This is a genomic window from Nocardioides sp. T2.26MG-1 (genome assembly GCF_950101795.1).
Lineage (GTDB): Bacteria > Actinomycetota > Actinomycetes > Propionibacteriales > Nocardioidaceae > Nocardioides.
Window position 1 is genome coordinate 1 of record NZ_CATNLZ010000032.1, and the last position, 16423, is coordinate 16423.

At 73.0% G+C, this 16423-nt stretch carries 15 protein-coding genes and 1 pseudogene; 11 read left to right on the top strand and 5 right to left on the bottom strand.

Annotated elements, in window-relative coordinates:
• Positions 1-58 precede the first annotated feature (58 nt).
• Positions 59-478 carry a DinB family protein gene (locus tag QQZ14_RS15030; protein WP_284535154.1) on the top strand — a complete coding sequence of 140 codons (420 nt, stop codon included), beginning with the start codon at positions 59-61 and terminating at the stop codon, positions 476-478.
• Between the two features lie 35 nt (positions 479-513).
• Positions 514-1101, top strand: coding sequence for a dephospho-CoA kinase (coaE, locus tag QQZ14_RS15035; protein ID WP_284535155.1), 588 nt, complete (start codon positions 514-516; stop codon positions 1099-1101).
• Between the two features lie 33 nt (positions 1102-1134).
• On the opposite strand, the gene QQZ14_RS15040 is transcribed toward coaE, so the two are convergent.
• Together QQZ14_RS15040 and QQZ14_RS15045 are read right to left on the bottom strand one after the other, a co-directional pair.
• Positions 1135-2094, bottom strand: a complete 960-nt coding sequence (locus QQZ14_RS15040) for a sigma-70 family RNA polymerase sigma factor (protein WP_284535157.1) — start codon at positions 2092-2094, stop codon at positions 1135-1137.
• A gap of 165 nt (positions 2095-2259) precedes the next feature.
• Positions 2260-4428 (bottom strand): S9 family peptidase, encoded by a 2169-nt coding sequence (locus QQZ14_RS15045; RefSeq protein ID WP_284535158.1) that lies wholly within the window; start codon positions 4426-4428, stop codon positions 2260-2262.
• 23 nt (positions 4429-4451) lie between these two features.
• On the opposite strand from QQZ14_RS15045, the gene QQZ14_RS15050 reads away from it, so the two are divergent.
• The 3 genes from QQZ14_RS15050 (at position 4452) to QQZ14_RS15060 (ending at position 7125) form a co-directional block, all read left to right on the top strand.
• Positions 4452-5147 (top strand): LamB/YcsF family protein, encoded by a 696-nt coding sequence (locus QQZ14_RS15050; RefSeq protein WP_284535159.1) that lies wholly within the window; start codon positions 4452-4454, stop codon positions 5145-5147.
• A 464-nt stretch (positions 5148-5611) separates the two neighbouring features.
• Entirely contained in the window at positions 5612-6250 is a 639-nt protein-coding gene (locus tag QQZ14_RS15055; RefSeq protein WP_284535160.1) for a 5-oxoprolinase subunit B family protein, read from the top strand.
• Positions 6247-7125 (top strand): 5-oxoprolinase subunit C family protein, encoded by an 879-nt coding sequence (locus tag QQZ14_RS15060; RefSeq protein WP_284535161.1) that lies wholly within the window; start codon positions 6247-6249, stop codon positions 7123-7125. The genes QQZ14_RS15055 and QQZ14_RS15060 overlap by 4 nt, the downstream gene beginning before the upstream one ends.
• Here QQZ14_RS15060 and QQZ14_RS15065 read toward each other — a convergent pair.
• Positions 7076-8401, bottom strand: a complete 1326-nt coding sequence (locus QQZ14_RS15065) for a DNA polymerase IV (protein ID WP_284535162.1) — start codon at positions 8399-8401, stop codon at positions 7076-7078. The two genes, QQZ14_RS15060 and QQZ14_RS15065, sit on opposite strands and share 50 nt — an antisense overlap.
• A gap of 126 nt (positions 8402-8527) precedes the next feature.
• Between QQZ14_RS15065 and QQZ14_RS15070 the strand changes: the two genes are divergently transcribed.
• The 3 genes from QQZ14_RS15070 to QQZ14_RS15080 are packed head-to-tail and all read left to right on the top strand — an operon-like array spanning position 8528 to position 12175.
• A complete protein-coding gene (locus tag QQZ14_RS15070; protein ID WP_284535163.1) occupies positions 8528-9496 on the top strand; it encodes a DUF4192 domain-containing protein in 969 nt (322 codons plus the stop codon).
• Between the two features lie 57 nt (positions 9497-9553).
• Entirely contained in the window at positions 9554-10702 is a 1149-nt protein-coding gene (locus QQZ14_RS15075) for a carboxylate-amine ligase (protein ID WP_284535164.1), read from the top strand.
• A gap of 9 nt (positions 10703-10711) precedes the next feature.
• Complete coding sequence (locus QQZ14_RS15080) at positions 10712-12175, top strand: glutamate-cysteine ligase family protein (RefSeq protein ID WP_284535165.1); 1464 nt, start codon at positions 10712-10714, stop codon at positions 12173-12175.
• Between the two features lie 34 nt (positions 12176-12209).
• On the opposite strand, the gene QQZ14_RS15085 is transcribed toward QQZ14_RS15080, so the two are convergent.
• On the bottom strand, positions 12210-12644 hold the full coding sequence (locus QQZ14_RS15085) for a hypothetical protein (protein ID WP_284535166.1): 435 nt from the start codon (positions 12642-12644) through the stop codon (positions 12210-12212).
• Positions 12645-12786: 142 nt separating this feature from the next.
• Here QQZ14_RS15085 and QQZ14_RS15090 point away from each other — a divergent pair, with 142 nt between their 5' ends.
• The gene (locus QQZ14_RS15090) at positions 12787-13188 is read left to right on the top strand and encodes a universal stress protein (RefSeq protein WP_284535167.1); all 402 of its coding nucleotides are present in this window, start codon (positions 12787-12789) and stop codon (positions 13186-13188) included.
• An 18-nt stretch (positions 13189-13206) separates the two neighbouring features.
• Here QQZ14_RS15090 and QQZ14_RS15095 read toward each other — a convergent pair whose 3' ends face one another.
• Positions 13207-13860: a cation transporter gene (locus tag QQZ14_RS15095; RefSeq protein ID WP_284535168.1), complete on the bottom strand. Its 654-nt coding sequence runs from the start codon at positions 13858-13860 to the stop codon at positions 13207-13209.
• A gap of 41 nt (positions 13861-13901) precedes the next feature.
• Here QQZ14_RS15095 and QQZ14_RS15100 point away from each other — a divergent pair, with 41 nt between their 5' ends.
• Together QQZ14_RS15100 and QQZ14_RS25415 are read left to right on the top strand one after the other, a co-directional pair.
• Positions 13902-14468 (top strand): HhH-GPD-type base excision DNA repair protein, encoded by a 567-nt coding sequence (locus tag QQZ14_RS15100; RefSeq protein ID WP_284535169.1) that lies wholly within the window; start codon positions 13902-13904, stop codon positions 14466-14468.
• 933 nt (positions 14469-15401) lie between these two features.
• A pseudogene (locus tag QQZ14_RS25415) lies at positions 15402-16361 on the top strand (RNA polymerase sigma factor); the annotation flags it as partial.
• Positions 16362-16423 lie beyond the last annotated feature (62 nt).

Below are 16423 nucleotides of genomic sequence, written 5' to 3' on the forward strand. Positions count from 1 at the left end.
CATCGTCGTGGTTCCTTCTTCGAGTCGGTTTTCGCAGATCACTCGAAGGATCCACCCGGTGGCCGCGCCTACGTTGGAGGCACGCGCTCACTCAGGTCGTCGTACACCACTCTGCTGGACTCCACTGATCCACGGCCTGGTCCGGCACCTCGCGGGCGTCGAGCGCTGGTGGTTCCAGCAGAACTTCGAGCGCCGCGACGTGCCCTTCCTCTTCATCTCGGCCGAGGAGCCCGACCTCGACTTCAACCCGCCGGAGGACGCCGACTTCGCCGCCGACCTGGAGCGCTGGCGCGCGGAGTGCGCGGTGTCCCGCGAGATCGTCGCGGCCCACGACCTCGACGACACCGCCCGGCCCCTGGACTGGCACGAGGACGTCGACCTGCGCTGGCTCGTGCTGCGGATCATCACCGAGTACGCCCAGCACTGCGGGCACCTCGACCTGGTGCGGGAGGGACTCGACGGGCAGACCGGCGCCTGAGCCGGGGCTGGAGCGGTGTCGGGCAGGATGGGCCCATGCGAGTGGGACTCACCGGCGGCATCGCGTCCGGCAAGAGCACGGTGTCGGCGATCCTGAGTGAGCTCGGCGCGGTGGTGATCGACGCCGACCGGCTCGCCCGGGAGGTCGTGGCCAAGGGGACGCCGGGCCTGCAGCAGGTGGTCGAGGCGTTCGGGCCCGAGATCCTCACCGAGGACGGCGAGATGGACCGGGCCGCGGTGGGCCGGATCGTGTTCGAGGACGAGCAGAAGCGCAAGCTGCTGGAGAGCATCGTGCACCCGCTCGTCTTCGAGCGGTACGCCGCCTTCGAGGCCGCCGCGCCGCGCGACGGCATCGTCGTGCACGACATCCCGCTGCTCGCCGAGTCGGGCCGGGTCGCGGACTTCGACGCGGTGATCGTCGTCGACGCGCCGCACGAGACCCAGGTCGACCGGATGCTGCGCGACCGGGGCATGGCCCGCGAGGACGCGGAGGCGCGGATCGCGGCCCAGGCCACGCGCGAGCAGCGCCGCGCGATCGCGACGTACGTCATCGAGAACACCGGGACGCGCGAAGACCTCCGTCACCGGGTGACGGAGGTCTTCGAGGAGCTGCGACGACGTTGACCCGCCCGAAACTTTCGGGCGGGTCAACGTGGGTCAGGCGGCCAGGTCCGGGTCGCCCAACCTCCGGAGCTTCTGCAGCGCCTCCCGCTCGAGCTGGCGCACCCGCTCGGCGGAGATGCCGTGCTTGGCGCCGATGTCGGCGAGCTTGTGCTGGCGCCCGTCGACCAGGCCGTAGCGCGAGCGGATGATGTCCGCGGCCCGCTCGTCGAGCTTGCCGACCAGGCTGTTGAGCCGGTCGCGGGACTCGACGTCGATGAAGTTCAGGTCGGGACCCGGGGCGGTCTCCTGGGCCATCAGGTCGCCCAGCGAGGTGTCGCCGTCCTCGTCGACCGGTGAGTCGAGGCTGACGTGCTCACGGCCCCACGCCATCAGGTCGAGGACCCGGTCGACGTCCATGCCCAGCTCCGCGGCGATCTCGCGCGGCTCCGGGTCGCGGCCCAGCTGGCGCTCGAGCGTGCGGCGGGCGCCGCCGACCTGGTTGAGCTCCTCGACCACGTGCACGGGCAGCCGCACCACGCGGGCCTGCTGGGCGATGCCGCGGGTGATCGCCTGGCGCACCCACCACGTCGCGTAGGTCGAGAACTTGTAGCCCTTGGTGTAGTCGAACTTCTCGACCGCTCGGATCAGGCCGGTGTTGCCCTCCTGGATCAGGTCGAGCATCGGCATCTGGGCCCGGCCGTACTTGCGCGCGATCGAGACGACCAGGCGCAGGTTGGCGGTGATGAACGTGTCGACGGCCTTGCGGCCCTCCTCGGCCAGCCACTCGAGCTCCTCGGCCGTGGCGGACATCGGGGCGCCGCCCTTCTTGCGGCCCACCCGGCCCTCGGCGAGCAGGTGCTCGGCCATCAGCCCGGCCTCGATCGCCTTGGAGAGCTCCACCTCGCTGGCGGCGTCGAGCAGGGGGTTGCGGGCGATCTCGTCGAGGTACAGGCCGACGCTGTCGCGGCCCTCGATCTCGCGAGTGCCGGCGGTTACAGCGGTGCGTGCAGCCATGGGTCGCCCTCCAATCTCACGTGAACGGCGCCACTGCGCCTCCACACGTCCCTTACAACGTCCACGGTGACCAGCGGATTCCCTGGTCAAACCTTGAACTTCTTACCCGACAAGACGAGTGAGCGCGCCGTGGAGTTGCGTGCGGGCAGTACTCTCAGGGACTTCTCAGGGGGAAACCCTGATCTGACGCTCCGCCAGGCCCATCCGGTCGAGGATCCAGGCGAGGGCGAACGCCCGGTCGTGCCAGGCCTTGTACCGCCCGGAGACGCCGCCGTGGCCGGCCGCCATCTCGGTGCGCAGCAGGAAGTCGCGGCGGCCGACGGCGGTCGCCCGGAGCCGGGCGATCCACTTCGCGGGCTCGACGTAGAGCACCCGGGTGTCGTTGAGCGAGGTCTCCGCGAGGATCGGTGGGTAGTCGATCGGCGCGACGTTGTCGTACGGCGCGTACGACGCCAGGTACTCGTACACCTCCGGGTCGGCCTCCGGGTTGCCCCACTCGTCGTACTCGGGCACGGTCAGCGGCAGGCTCGCGTCGAGCATCGAGGTGAGCGCGTCGACGAACGGCACCCCGGCGACGAACCCGGCGAACAGCTCGGGTGCCTGGTTGGCGACCGCGCCGATCAGCAGGCCCCCGGCGCTGGCACCCTCCGCGACCAGCCGGTCCGGGGTGGTCCAGCCGGTGTCGACCAGGTGGCGGGCGCAGTCGACGAAGTCGGAGAACGTGTTCTGCTTGTGCATCAGCTTGCCCTCGTCGTACCACCGCCGGCCCATCTCGCCGCCGCCGCGGACGTGGGCGATCGCGAACGCCGCGCCGCGGTCGAGCAGGGAGAGCCGCGCGATCGAGAAGTACGGGTCGATCGAGGCCTCGTAGGCGCCGTACCCGTAGAGCAGCACGGGGACCGGCCCGGTGCCGCCGCCCACGTCTTCTCGCGAGCCGCGCTTGGCGACGATCGAGATCGGCACTCGCGCGCCGTCCTCGGCGGTGGCCCACAGCCGGTGCTCCTCGTAGTCGGCCGGGTCGTAGCCGCCGAGCACGGGCGCCCGGCGCAGCAGCGTCAGCTCGCGGTTGCGCACGTCGTAGTCGTAGACCGACGACGGCACCGCCATCGTCGTGTAGCCGAGCCGGACCACCGGCTGCGCGAACCCCGGGTTGCCGGCGGTCCCGACCGTGTAGACCTCCCGGTCGAACTCCACGAGGTAGTCGTCGCCGACTCCGTCGTCGCCGAGCTCGAGGATGCGCAGCTGCGTGAGCCCCTGGCTGCGCTGGTGCACGACGAGGTGGCCGGCGAACGCGTCGACGTCCTCGAGGCGTACGGCGGGGTCGTGGGCGATCAGCGGCCGCCACTCCTCCGCGGGCGTGGGCACGACCGGCGCGGTGGCGAGCTCGAAGTCGGGCCCGGTGTGGTTGTGCAGCACCAGGAAGACGTCCTCGCCGCCGAGGACCGCGTGGTCGAGGGAGTACTCCAGGCCCTCGCGCCGCTCGGCGAAGACCTGCCACCCCTTGTCGGGGTCGTCGGCGTCGAGGAAGCGGTACTCCGAGGTGGACTTGGAGCCGGACGCGATCACCAGGAAGCGGTCGCTGCGGGTCCGGCCGACGCCGACCCAGAACCGGCCGTCGGTCTCGTCGTGGACCAGCTCGTCGTCGGCCTGGCTCGTGCCGAGCCGGTGCCGCCAGATCTTCGAGGCGCGCCAGGTGTCGTCGACGGTCGTGTAGTAGAAGTTCTCCCCGGCCCGGTCCCAGGTGGCGCCGCCGAGGACGCCGGCGATCTCGTCGGCGAGCAGCTCGCCGGTGTCGAGCGCCTTGACCCGGATCGTGTAGCGCTCGTCGCCCACGACGTCGGTGGAGTAGGCCAGGAGGATGCCGTCGGGGCTGACCGAGGACCCGCCGAGCGAGAAGAACTCGTGGCCCTCGGCGAGCGCGTCGAGGTCGAGCAGCACCTGCTCGCCGGGGAGCGCCGGCTCGTCGGGGCGGGCCGCCTCCGCCGGCTTCGGCGGGGTCCAGTCGTCCGGGTCGGCGACCGGCACGCGGCAGGTGGCGCCGTACTCCTTGCCCTCGAAGGAGCGCCCGTAGTACCAGTGCCCGCGGTTGCGGGTCGGGACCGACAGGTCGGTCTCGAGCGTGCGGGCCTTGATCTCGTCGAAGATCGACTGCCGCAGGCCGGCGAGGTGGGCGGTGCGCTCCTGGGTGTAGGCGTTCTCGGCCTCGAGGTAGGCGACCACCTCGGGGGAGTCCTTCTCCCGCAGCCAGTCGTAGTCGTCGACCCGGGTGTGCCCGTGGTGCTCGGCGGTGGTGGGACGACGGTCGGCAACGGGTGGAACGGGGGAGGACGCCATGGCCGCGACGATAGCGTCGGGGCATGGAGCGGCCGCGGATCGACCTCAACGCCGACCTCGGCGAGGAGATCACCGACGACGAGGCGCTGCTGGCGGTGGTGACCAGCGCGAACGTCGCCTGCGGCTACCACGCCGGCAGCCGGGAGGTGATGCGGGTCGTCTGCGCCGAGGCCGCCCGGCTCGGGGTGGTGCTGGGCGCCCAGGTGTCGTACGACGACCGGGCGAACTTCGGCCGGGTCGAGCTGGACGTCTCGTACGCCGAGCTGCGCGAGCACGTGGCCGACCAGGTCGGGCAGCTGGCCGAGATCGCCGCCGCCGAGGGGACCGCGGTGCGGTACGTCAAGCCGCACGGCGCGCTCTACCACCGGGTCCTCGACGACGAGGAGCAGGCGCGGGCGGTGCTCGACGGGTCCGGCCAGCTGCCGGTCCTGGGCATGCCGGGCGCGCTGCTGCGGCTCGCCGAGGCTGCTGGCCGGGCGGTGTTCCGGGAGGGCTTCCCCGACCGCGGCTACACCCCCGACGGCCGGCTGCTGCCGCGCTCGGCGCCGGGGGCGCTGGTCGAGGACGCCGACGGCGTGGTCGCCCAGGCCCTGGCGCTGGCGGGGCGCGTCGACTCGGTCTGCCTGCACGGCGACTCGCCCGGCGCGGTCGGCCACGCCCACGCCGTACGCCGGTCGCTGGAGGCCTCCGGGTTCGAGCTCCGCCCGTTCGCCGGGTAGCGGTCGGCTCGTCGCCCACAGGTTGCTCCACAGGTCTGGACCGCTGCCTGTGGAGTGTGCACCTGTGTGGTGGACAACCGTCCACCTCCTGTGGAGGAACCTGTGGGTTCGCCGGGGCCTCTTGCGGGGTGGCTCGCGGCTCGCGTAGACATCTCCCTACCAGCCCACCGCTTGCGGAGGGCCGGGGATCGGACAGGGACGAAGACCCGCACCGCGAGGCAACTCGAGGCGTCGGCCCGGTGACGGGGACGGCGAGGTCGGAGGACCGGTTCGGTCGACCGGGCGTCACCGTCTCCGGTCGAGCCGAGGGGCTCCTGGTGCTCATACCACCGGGAGCCCCTCATTCATTTCCCCGTCATCGTGGATCCCAAGCCCGGGCCCGGACAACGCCCGGAGCGTGACATCGGCGTGAACGAACCGGCGCCGGCGGCCCGGGACGGCAGACTGGGCGGCAGACTGGGCCGGTGCCCGTCCAGCTGCGCCCGTTCGGCCCGACCGCGGTGCTCGCCGAGGTCGGCGGCCCCGCGGCGGCGCTGGCGCTCGCGACCTGGGCCCGCGCGTCCGGGGTCGCGGCCGTCGAGATCGTGCCGGCCGCGGAGACCGTGCTCTTCGACGGCGTCGACGACGTCGCGACCCTCGCCGCGACGCTGGAGTCGTGGTCACCCACTGACCCGGTCCCGCCGGGCGACCTCGTGGAGCTGCCGGTGACCTACGACGGCCCCGACCTGGAGTTCGTCGCCGAGGCATGGCGCACCGACGTCGCGGGCGTCGTGCGCCGGCACGGCGAGGTGGAGTACGTCGCGTCCTTCTGCGGGTTCGCCCCGGGGTTCGCGTACCTGGCGGGCCTGCCCGCGGAGCTCGCCGTACCACGACTGGCGTCGCCGCGTGCCCAGGTGCCGGCCGGGTCGGTGGGCCTGGCGGGAGTCTGGTGCGGGGTCTACCCGTCCGCGTCGCCGGGCGGGTGGCGGCTGATCGGCCGCACCGACGCGCGGCTGTGGGACCCGGCCGGCGATCCGCCGGCGCTGCTGGCGCCCGGCACCCGGGTCAGGTTTCGAGACGCCTCGTCACTCGGCTCCTCAACCCCAGGGTTCGGGGCCTCGTGAGCCTGCACGTGCTCGCCACCGGCCCGCTGACCCTGGTCCAGGACCGCGGCCGCCCGGGACTGGCGCACCTGGGTGTCCCGCGTGCCGGGGCGCTCGACCCGCCCGCGGCCGCGCTGGCCAACCGGCTCGTCGGCAACCGCGCCGACGATGCCGTGCTCGAGGTGGTGCTCGGCGGGCTGGAGGTCCGGGCGGAGGAGCCCTGCTGGGTCGCGGTCACCGGCGCGCCGGCGCCGGTCCACGTCGACGGCGTGGCGCGCGGCCACCACCGTGCGGAGTGGCTGGCGGCGGGGTCCACGCTGCGGCTGGGCCGGCCGCGCACCGGCGTGCGGACCTACCTCGCCGTCGCCGGCGGGATCGCGGTCGCGCCGGTGCTCGGGTCGCGGTCGACCGACACGCTCGCCTGGGTCGGGCCACCCCGGGTGACCGCCGGCACCGCGCTCCCGGTGGGCCGGCCGCGGACGCAGCCGCGTCCCCTGGACCACCCGCCGGTGCACCGGCCCGGCCCGCTGCGCGTGGTGCCCGGCCCGCGGGCCGACTGGTTCGCCGCCGACGCGCTGGCGGTGCTGTGCGGCTCGCCGTACGCCGTCGAGGCCGACTCCAACCGGGTCGGGCTGCGCCTGGACGGATCCGCACCCGTCCGCACCCGCGAGGCCGAGCTGCCGAGCGAGGGGATGGTGCTGGGCGCGGTGCAGGTGCCGCCGAGCGGGCGACCCGTGGTGTTCCTCGCCGACCACCCGCCGACCGGCGGCTACCCGGTCGTCGCGGTCGTGCACCCCGACGACCTGTGGCGGTGCGCGCAGCTGCGCCCGGGGGAGCAGGTGCGCTTCACACCGGCTCCTCCTCGTCCTCCGGCGCGGGGGGCTGCCAGGCGCTGAGGTCGGGGTCGTCGGCGGGATAGCTGCGCACCGGGCCGGCGGGGGTCTCGGCGGTCTCGAACCGGACCGTCACCACGCCCCGGCCGGAGCCCCACACCCAGCCGCGGCCCATCTCGGCGTGCACGACGTCCATCCCGGGTGCCCAGGTACGGCGCGAGTGGGACGGCACCTCGATCTCGGGCAGCTCCTCGTCCTCGGCGGTGGTCTCCCCGAACAGGTCCTCCTGGATCCAGTCGGCCAGGCCAGAGACGCCGACGCCGAGCAGCCGCACCCCGGCGGAGGTGTCGAGGTCGGTGAGCAGCCCACGGGCCAGCCGAGCGACCGTCCCGGGGCTGTCGGTGGGGGAGGAGAGCGTGGTGGACCGGCTCAGCGTGGTGAAGTCGTGCAGCCGCACCTTGATCGTGACCGTGCGCCCCGACAGGCCGTGCTTGCGCAGCCGGGCCGCCACCTCGCCGGCCTGGCGGGTGAGCAGGCCCTCCATCAGCCTGCGGTCGGTGAGGTCGGTGTCGTAGGTGCCCTCGACGCTCACCGACTTCGTCTCCCGCTCCGGCACCACGGGCCGGTCGTCGTCGGCGCGGGCCAGCTGGAACAGCCAGTGCCCGCTGGCCTTGCCGAGCAGCCGGACGAGCTCGTCCTCGCTGACGGTCTCGAGCTCGGCCACCGTGTGGATGCCGACCCGGCGCAGCCGCTCGGCGGTGGCCGGACCGACGCCGGGGATCACGGTGACGCTCATGGGGCGCAGCAGCTCCTGCTCGGTGCCGGGCGCGACCACCACCAGGCCGTCGGGCTTGTCGAGGTCGCTGGCGACCTTGGCCATGAACTTCGAGGTCCCGAGCCCGACCGACGCGGTCAGCCCGCCGGTGACCTCGCTGACCCCGGCGCGCAGCTGCTCGGCGAACGCCGTGACCGTCGGCACCTCCAGGTCGGGCAGCCCGGCGCGCTCCAGGTCGACGAACGCCTCGTCCAGCGACAGCGGCTCGACCAGCGGCGAGGCCGCCCGCAGCAGGCGCATCACCTGGTCGCTGGCCGTGCGGTAGGCGTGGAACCGGCCGCTGAGGAACGCCGCGTGCGGGCAGCGGGAGCGCGCCTCGCGGGTGGACATGGCCGAGCGGACGCCGTACTTGCGGGCCTCGTACGACGCGGTCGACACCACGCCCCGTCCGCCGACCCCGCCGACCACGACCGGCTTGCCGCGCAGCGACGGCTTGTCGCGCTGCTCGACGGCCGCGAAGAACGCGTCCAGGTCGAGGTGGAGTACCGACGCTTGGGACCGCACGCGCGCAACCTACCTGGCAGCGCCGACCGGCCCACCTTCCCTCCACCGTCGGCCTCCCGACCGGGCTCTGCACAGGGGGCGCCGATCAGGCCGCTCGTCGTCGGACCTCGCGGGGAGGTTCGACCCATGACCACTCGCGCTCCCCGCCCCGCCGGCTCCGTCCTGACCGTCCGCACCCCCGAGGACATGCTGGCCCTGGTGCCCGTCGTGCTCGGCTTCGCGCCCACCGACTCGATCGTGATGCTCACGTTCGGCGCCGCCCGCCCGTTCCATGCCCGCTGCGACCTCCCGGCCACCGCCGAGGAGCTGCCCGCGGCGGTCGGCGCGCTGCTCGAGCCGGCACTGGTGCACGGGGTCGCCCGCGTGATCCTGCTCGTCTACACCGACGACGAGCCGCTCGCCACCGAGGCGGCGTGGTTGCTGTGCGGGGCGTTCGAGCGGGCGGGCGTCTCGGTCGTCGAGGCGCTCCGCACCGACGGGACGCGCTGGTTCCCGGCGCTCGGGGAGCGCTTCGGCGTGCCGGCGGGAGGCGTGCCGTACGACGTCGACACCCACCCGTTCCGCGCCCAGGCCGTCGCCGAGGGCAGGGTGCTGCACGGGTCGCGGGACAGCCTGCGCGACACGCTCGCCACCGACCCGGTGGGCACCGGTCGCGTCGTGGCGGCGCTCGCCGGGCTCACCGGCGACCCGCCCGGTCCCGACCACCGGGCCACGGAGGTCGCCTGGGTGAGCGATCTCGTGCTCACGCACGTGTGGGCGGCGTCGGTCCCCGGGGACGACGACGTCGCCCGGCTCCTGCGCGGCCTGCTGGACGTGCCGGTCCGCGACGCGGCCGTGGCCTCGCTGACCCGGCCGACCGCGCCCCGGCACGTCGCGTTCTGGGCCGACGTGGTGCGCCGGACCCCGGTGCCGATGCTCGCGGCCCCGGCCGCGCTCCTCGCGCTGGCGGCCTGGCAGGCCGGGCACGGCGCGCTGGCGTGGTGTGCGCTGGACCGGTGCGCCGAGGCGGACGACGCCTACCCGCTGGCGTCCCTGGTGGCCCGGGCGCTGGAGCTCGCGCTCGAGCCGGAGGGCTGGGACGGTGCGGTCGAGTGAGGGCGGGTGGGTCGCCACCGGTGCGTGCCGGGGCGCGGTGGGGGGTACCCGCCCGGCATGGCACGCAAGCTCGGCATCGAGGAGGAGCTCCTGCTCCTCGACCCGGCGACCCGCGAGGTGGTGCCCGCGGCGCCCGCTGTGCTCAAGGAGTTCCGCGAGCACGGCAGCGGTCGGCGGCGGGCGCGAGCCGCCACCGACGAGCTCGACCAGGAGCTCTTCCGCCACCAGCTCGAGACCCGCACCGACCCGGTGCTGAGCACCGCCGACGCGCTCGACCAGCTCGTGGCCGCCCGCCGCACCGCGGGTGAGGCCGCGCGTGCCGCCGGGCTCGCGATCGGCGCCTGCGGGATCGTCCCGCTCGGTGGCGACCGCTCCGTGGTCAGCCCCAATGACCGCTACCGCGACATGGTCGACACCTTCGGCGAGATCGCCCGCACCGGCGGCACCTGCGGCATGCACGTGCACGTCGACATCGACTCCGACGAGGAGGGTGTCGCCGTCATCGACCGGATCGCGCCGTGGCTGCCGGTGCTGGTGGCGCTGAGCGCCAACTCCCCGTACGTCGACGGCCGCGACTCCGGCTACGCCTCCTGGCGCGCCCAGGTCTGGGCACGGTGGCCGAGCGCGGGGCCGACGGAGCCGTTCGGGTCGCTCGAGGGCTACCGCGAGGCCTGTCGGACGCTCCTCGACACGGGCGCCGCCCGCGACCCCGGGATGCTCTACTTCGACGCCCGGCTCTCGCAGGGCCAACCCACCGTCGAGGTGCGGGTGTGCGACGTGAGCACCGACCCGGTCGTCGCGGTGACGATCGCCGCGCTGGTCCGGGCGCTGGTCGAGACGGCGGCCGGCGCCTGGGCGCGCGGGGAGCCCGCCGCGCGGTGGCGTGCCGAGGCGCTCCGGGCGGCCCACTGGCGCGCGTCCCGGTTCGGCATGGCCGACGCACTGGTCCACCCGCTGGAGCGCGAGTTGCGACCGGCGACGGAGGTGGTCGCGGCGCTGGTCGCGGCCGTCGAGCCGGTGCTCGCCGGGGCCGGCGACCTCGAGCGCGTCTCCTCGGCCCTGGGACGGGTGATCAGCGCCAACGGTGCCACCCGGCAGCGGGCCGCGTTCGAGCGCACCGGCCACGTACGCGGGGTCGTCGACGACCTGATCGCGCGCACCGAGGCGTCCTGGCAGACCGACGACACCCGACCCGTGACGCTCTAGGGTCGGGTCATGGGTGAAGAGGTCGAGGCACAGGAGTTCTCCCGCGCCGACCGCACGCGGCACCGCGAGAAGGTGCGCCGCAACCTCGACGTGTTCGCACGGATGCTCCGCGAGGCACGGTTCGACACCAACGACCCGATGACCGGCCTGGAGGTGGAGCTCAACCTCGTCGACGAGGAGGGCGACCCGGCGTTGAAGAACTCCGAGGCGCTCGCGGCCATCGCCGACCCCGACTTCCAGACCGAGCTGGGCCAGTTCAACATCGAGATCAACGTGCCGCCGGCCCGGCTGCGCGAGGGCGGGTTGACCACGTTCGAGGACCACCTGCGCCGCAGCCTCAACGACGCGGAGAGCAAGTCCGCGGCCGTGGGGGCGCACATGGTGATGATCGGCATCCTGCCGACCCTCGGCGAGGGTCACATGAGTCTGGACAGCCTCAGCGCCAACCCGCGCTACAAGCTGCTCAGCGAGCAGATCCTCGACGCCCGCGGCGAGGACATCGCGATCTCGATCGACGGTCCCGAACGTCTGCGCACCACCGCCGACTCGATCGTGCCCGAGGCGGCCTGCACCAGCACCCAGTTCCACGTGCAGACCTCGCCCGACCAGTTCGCGGCGTACTGGAACGCCTCCCAGGCCATCGCGGCCGTGCAGGTCGCCGTCGCCGCGAACTCGCCGTACCTGCTCGGCAAGGAGCTGTGGCGCGAGACTCGCATCCCGCTGTTCGAGCAGGCCACCGACACCCGCAGCGAGGAGCTCAAGGCCCAGGGGGTGCGGCCACGGGTCTGGTTTGGTGAGCGCTGGATCACCACGGTGTTCGACCTGTTCGAGGAGAACGTGCGCTACTTCCCGGCGCTGCTCCCGATCACCGACAGCGAGGACCCGCTCGCGGTGCTCGAGGCCGGAGGCACGCCCACGCTGCCCGAGCTGCGGCTGCACAACGGCACGATCTACCGCTGGAACCGGCCGGTCTACGACATCTCCAACGGCGTGCCGCACCTGCGCGTGGAGAACCGCCTGCTCGCGGCCGGGCCGACGGTCGTCGACACGATCGCCAACGCCGCGTTCTACTTCGGCCTGGTCCGTGCCCTCGCCGAGAGCGAGCGCCCGCTGTGGTCGCAGATGTCCTTCAGCGCCGCCGAGGAGAACTTCCACGTCGCTGCCCGCCAGGGCATCGACGCCCAGGTCTACTGGCCCGGCGTGGGGCAGGTGCGCGCCACCGAGCTCGTCCTGCGCCGGCTGCTGCCGCTGGCCCAGCAGGGCCTCGAGAGCTGGGGTGCCTCGGGCGCCGAGATCGACCGGCTGCTCGGCATCATCGAGCAGCGCTGCCTGATCGGCACCAACGGCGCCGAGTGGTTCGTGCAGCGGGTGCACCAGGCCGGTGGCTCCGACCGCTACGACGCGCTCCGCTCGACGCTGCTGGAGTACACCCGCGGCATGCACAGCAACGAGCCGGTCCACACCTGGGTGTGACCCCGGCTCTCGGCCGGGCGGCTCGCCGCTGAGCTCAGCGTTGGCGCAGCCGCTTCCACTCCCGGCGTACGCCGCTGCGCGGGTCCACCCAGCCCCGGCGGGTGACCACGACCAGGGTGAGCCCGATGCCGGCCTCGGCGGCGGCGGTCCGCGCCGCCGACAGCCAGGCGGCGTCGACGTCCTGCAGCTCGAGCGGGCCCGGGCGGGTCAGCCACAGCATCGGGACCGCGCCGCCGCGTTGCCGGGCCCGCTGGATCAGCGCGGCCACGACGTCGGCGCGCAGCGCGTGGTCGAGGTCCTCGTCGGGGTCGTCGGGGTCGGTCGCGAAGACCTCCTCGGCGCCTCCGGGCGCGCCCACGTGCAGCCGCGCGGGGAACCAGCGGCGCCGCTCGACCCGGACGTGGTCGAGCACCGCGCGCCGCAGCACGAGCGCGGCCGCCCGGTCGACGGGCTCGTGGATGCCTTCCACGGCGTACCTCCTGCGGACAGCGTCCCCGAAACACATCGGGGGCCGTGTCGTTCGTCCACAGGCTGCGGTCTGCACCGCCGATCGGTTACGGTGCGAGAGGTGGGCAACCGGCCCACGTGGATCAGCTGGACAGGGAGTGTCGATGGGGACCGTCGTCGTGGGATACGTGCCCAAGCCGGAGGGGGAGGCCGCGCTGCACAAGGCGGTCGAGGAGGCGAAGCTACGCGACGCGAAGCTCGTCGTCGTGAACTCCCACCGTGGCGGACAGGAGTTCGACGCCGACACGGCCACCCAGGCCGAGCGTGACCTGGACGCGGTCCGCAAGGTCCTCGACGAGTCCGGGGTGCCCTACGACATCCGTCAGCTCGTGCGTGGCTTCGAGCCGGCCGAGGACCTGATCAGCATCGCCGAGGCCAACGACGCCGACCTGATCGTGATCGGGCTGCGCCGCCGCTCCCCGGTCGGCAAGCTGATCCTCGGCAGCAACGCCCAGCGCGTGCTGCTCGACGCCCACTGCCCGGTGCTCGCGGTCAAGGCCGACTGACCCCGCAGCCTCCTCCGGCTAGTCGATCTCCTCGCCCGCGAGGGCGCGGGCGGCCAGCCGCTCCTCCTCGCTGACCTCCCACACCTCGTAGGCGGCGTGCAGGGCGAGCAGGATGATCAGGCTGCCCAGGACCAGGTCCGGCCACGGCGAGTCCGTCCACACGGTGACCACGCCCATCGCGATGATCGCCACGTTGACCAGGACGTCGTTGCGCGCCGACAGGAACGCGGCGCTGCTCAGCGAGCCGCCGTGGTGGCGGACCCGGGTGAGCAGCCAGGCGCTGGTGCCGTTCACCACGATCGCGCCGAGCGAGGCGAGCACCAGCGGCACCACGTCCGGGACCTCCGGGTCGGTGAACCGCTGGATCGCCTCCCACCCGGCCAGCGAGGCCGGGCCGAGGATGATCAGCGCCATCAGCTTGCCGAGCGCCGCGCGCCGGGCGAGCGGCCACCCGAGGGCGACGAAGATCAGCACATTGATCGACGTGTCCTCGAGGAAGTCGACGCTGTCGGCCAGCAGCGACACCGACCCGGCGGCGAGTGCGACCGTGAACTCCACGAAGAAGTAGGCGAAGTTCAGGCCCGCGACGATCAGCACCGTACGCCGCAGCAGGCCCGCGTCGAGCCGGTCGGTGTGCGCGCTGTCCTGGGCGTCGCGGTCGTCGGGTGTCATCGCCGGGCAATCTACCGCCGGGTCTGCGGCAGGATGGCCCCATGGCCCTCCACATCACCGGCGACGAGCACGCCGACCAGGTCCTGACCGACGATCCCTTCGCCCTGGTCGTCGGCATGATGCTCGACCAGCAGTACCCGATGGAGCACGCGTTCCGTGGCCCGGCGAAGGTGCTGGAGCGGTTCGGCAGCCTCGAGCCGGCCCGGATCGCCGCGGCCGACCCCGAGGAGTTCGCCGCACTGTGCAGCACGCCGCCGGCGATCCACCGGTTCCCGGGGTCGATGGCGGCCCGCCTGCAGGAGCTCGCCGCGCTCGTCGAGGAGCGGTACGCCGGCCACGCGGAGCGGCTGTGGACCGAGGCCGCGACCGGCCAGGACCTGCTCAAGCGCGTGCTGGAGCTGCCGGGCTTCGGCAAGCAGAAGGCGCAGATCTTCGTCGCGCTGCTGGCCAAGCAGCTCGGCGTACGCCCCGGGGGCTGGGAGTCCGCGGTGGGTGCCTACGCCGAGCCCGGGTACCGGTCGGTGGCGGACGTGGTCGACACCGACTCGCTGCAGAAGGTGCGTGACTACAAGAAGCAGAAGAAGGCCGCCGCGAAGGCGGTTGGCTAGACCACCTGGGGGCTACTCGCGAGTCATGTCGAACTGCGCCTACCGTCACGAGCGGCGAGGCCCTGGATCGACCGAGTTCCCCTCCCAAAGGATCCGTCCCTCTCGGGCCACGCCGGGCCCCGCCGTCCGCTGGTCGGCGGGGCTCTCTGCGTCCTGGCCAGCGTCCTGCCCTGCGTCCTGGCCAGCGTCCTGCCCTGCGTCCTGGCCAGCGTCCTGCCCTGCGTCCTGGCCAGCGTCTGACTCCGGGCCCCGGGTGAGACCTGTCGCCCAGAACCGGGGGACTGGCGAGGATCTCAGGAACCCCGTGGCAGAATGAGGTTCGCGGCTCTTGACGTTACCGGGCCTTGCCGCGCCCCGATCCTGGTTCACAGTCGTTGACGAGAGGTGTTCGTGTCCTCGAACGCGCGCAAGATGCTCCCCGCCGAGGTGCTTCAGCACCCTGCCGTCGTGGCCCTCATCCACCGAGGTACGCCGACCGGCAGCATCACTCCGGAGGAGGTGCGCCGGGCCAGTGAGGACGCTGCCGTCGAGCCGCGCCACCTCAAGGCGCTGCTCGGCCACCTGAGCTCGCTCGGCATCGCCGTGGAGATCCCGGCGACCAGCCGCGCGGTCGCCGCCACCTCGGCCCGCAAGACCACCACGGCCAAGGCGGCCCCGGCCAAGAAGGCCGCCCCTGCCAAGAAGGCCGCCGCCTCGGCGAAGAAGGCTGCGGCCCCGGCCGCGACGAAGACCGCGGCCAAGAAGGCCGCCTCCAACCGCGTCGCCAACGACGGTGCCGAGAACGCCGAGACCACCGAGTCCGACCAGTCGACGGTCGTGATCGGCCCCGACGGCAAGAAGGTCCTCCCCGACCTGCCCGACGAGCAGTTCGAGAAGGACGTCGTCGCCGACCCGACGATCGTCGAGGACGAGAAGTCCGCGACCTTCGTCGTCTCCGCCGCCGACGACACCGACGAGCCCGAGCAGCAGGTCATGGTCGCCGGCGCGACCGCCGACCCCGTCAAGGACTACCTCAAGCAGATCGGCAAGGTCCCGCTGCTCAACGCCGAGATGGAGGTCGAGCTCGCCAAGCGGATCGAGGCCGGCCTCTTCTCCGAGGAGAAGCTCGCCAAGGGCGGCAAGCTCTCGCCGAAGATCACCGAGGAGCTCGAGTGGATCGCGGAGGACGGCCGCCGCGCCAAGAACCACCTCCTCGAGGCCAACCTCCGCCTCGTCGTCTCGCTCGCCAAGCGCTACACCGGTCGCGGCATGCTGTTCCTGGACCTGATCCAGGAGGGCAACCTGGGCCTGATCCGCGCGGTCGAGAAGTTCGACTACACCAAGGGCTACAAGTTCTCGACCTACGCGACGTGGTGGATCCGCCAGGCGATCACCCGCGCGATGGCCGACCAGGCCCGCACGATCCGCATCCCCGTGCACATGGTCGAGGTCATCAACAAGCTGGCCCGCGTGCAGCGTCAGATGCTCCAGGACCTGGGCCGCGAGCCCACCCCGGAGGAGCTCGCCAAGGAGCTCGACATGACCCCCGAGAAGGTCATCGAGGTCCAGAAGTACGGCCGCGAGCCGATCTCGCTGCACACCCCGCTCGGCGAGGACGGCGACTCCGAGTTCGGCGACCTGATCGAGGACTCCGAGGCGATCGTCCCGGCCGACGCCGTGTCGTTCACGCTGCTCCAGGAGCAGCTGCACGCCGTCCTCGACACGCTCTCGGAGCGTGAGGCGGGCGTGGTCAGCATGCGCTTCGGCCTGACGGACGGCCAGCCGAAGACCCTCGACGAGATCGGCAAGGTCTACGGCGTGACCCGCGAGCGGATCCGCCAGATCGAGTCCAAGACCATGTCGAAGCTGCGCCACCCGTCGCGCTCCCAGGTGCTCCGGGACTACCTCGACTGATCGCCCCGGCTCTGCCGGAGGAGAGTTGCAACCTTCGGCGGCGCTGGGGAGTCTGAGGGGCA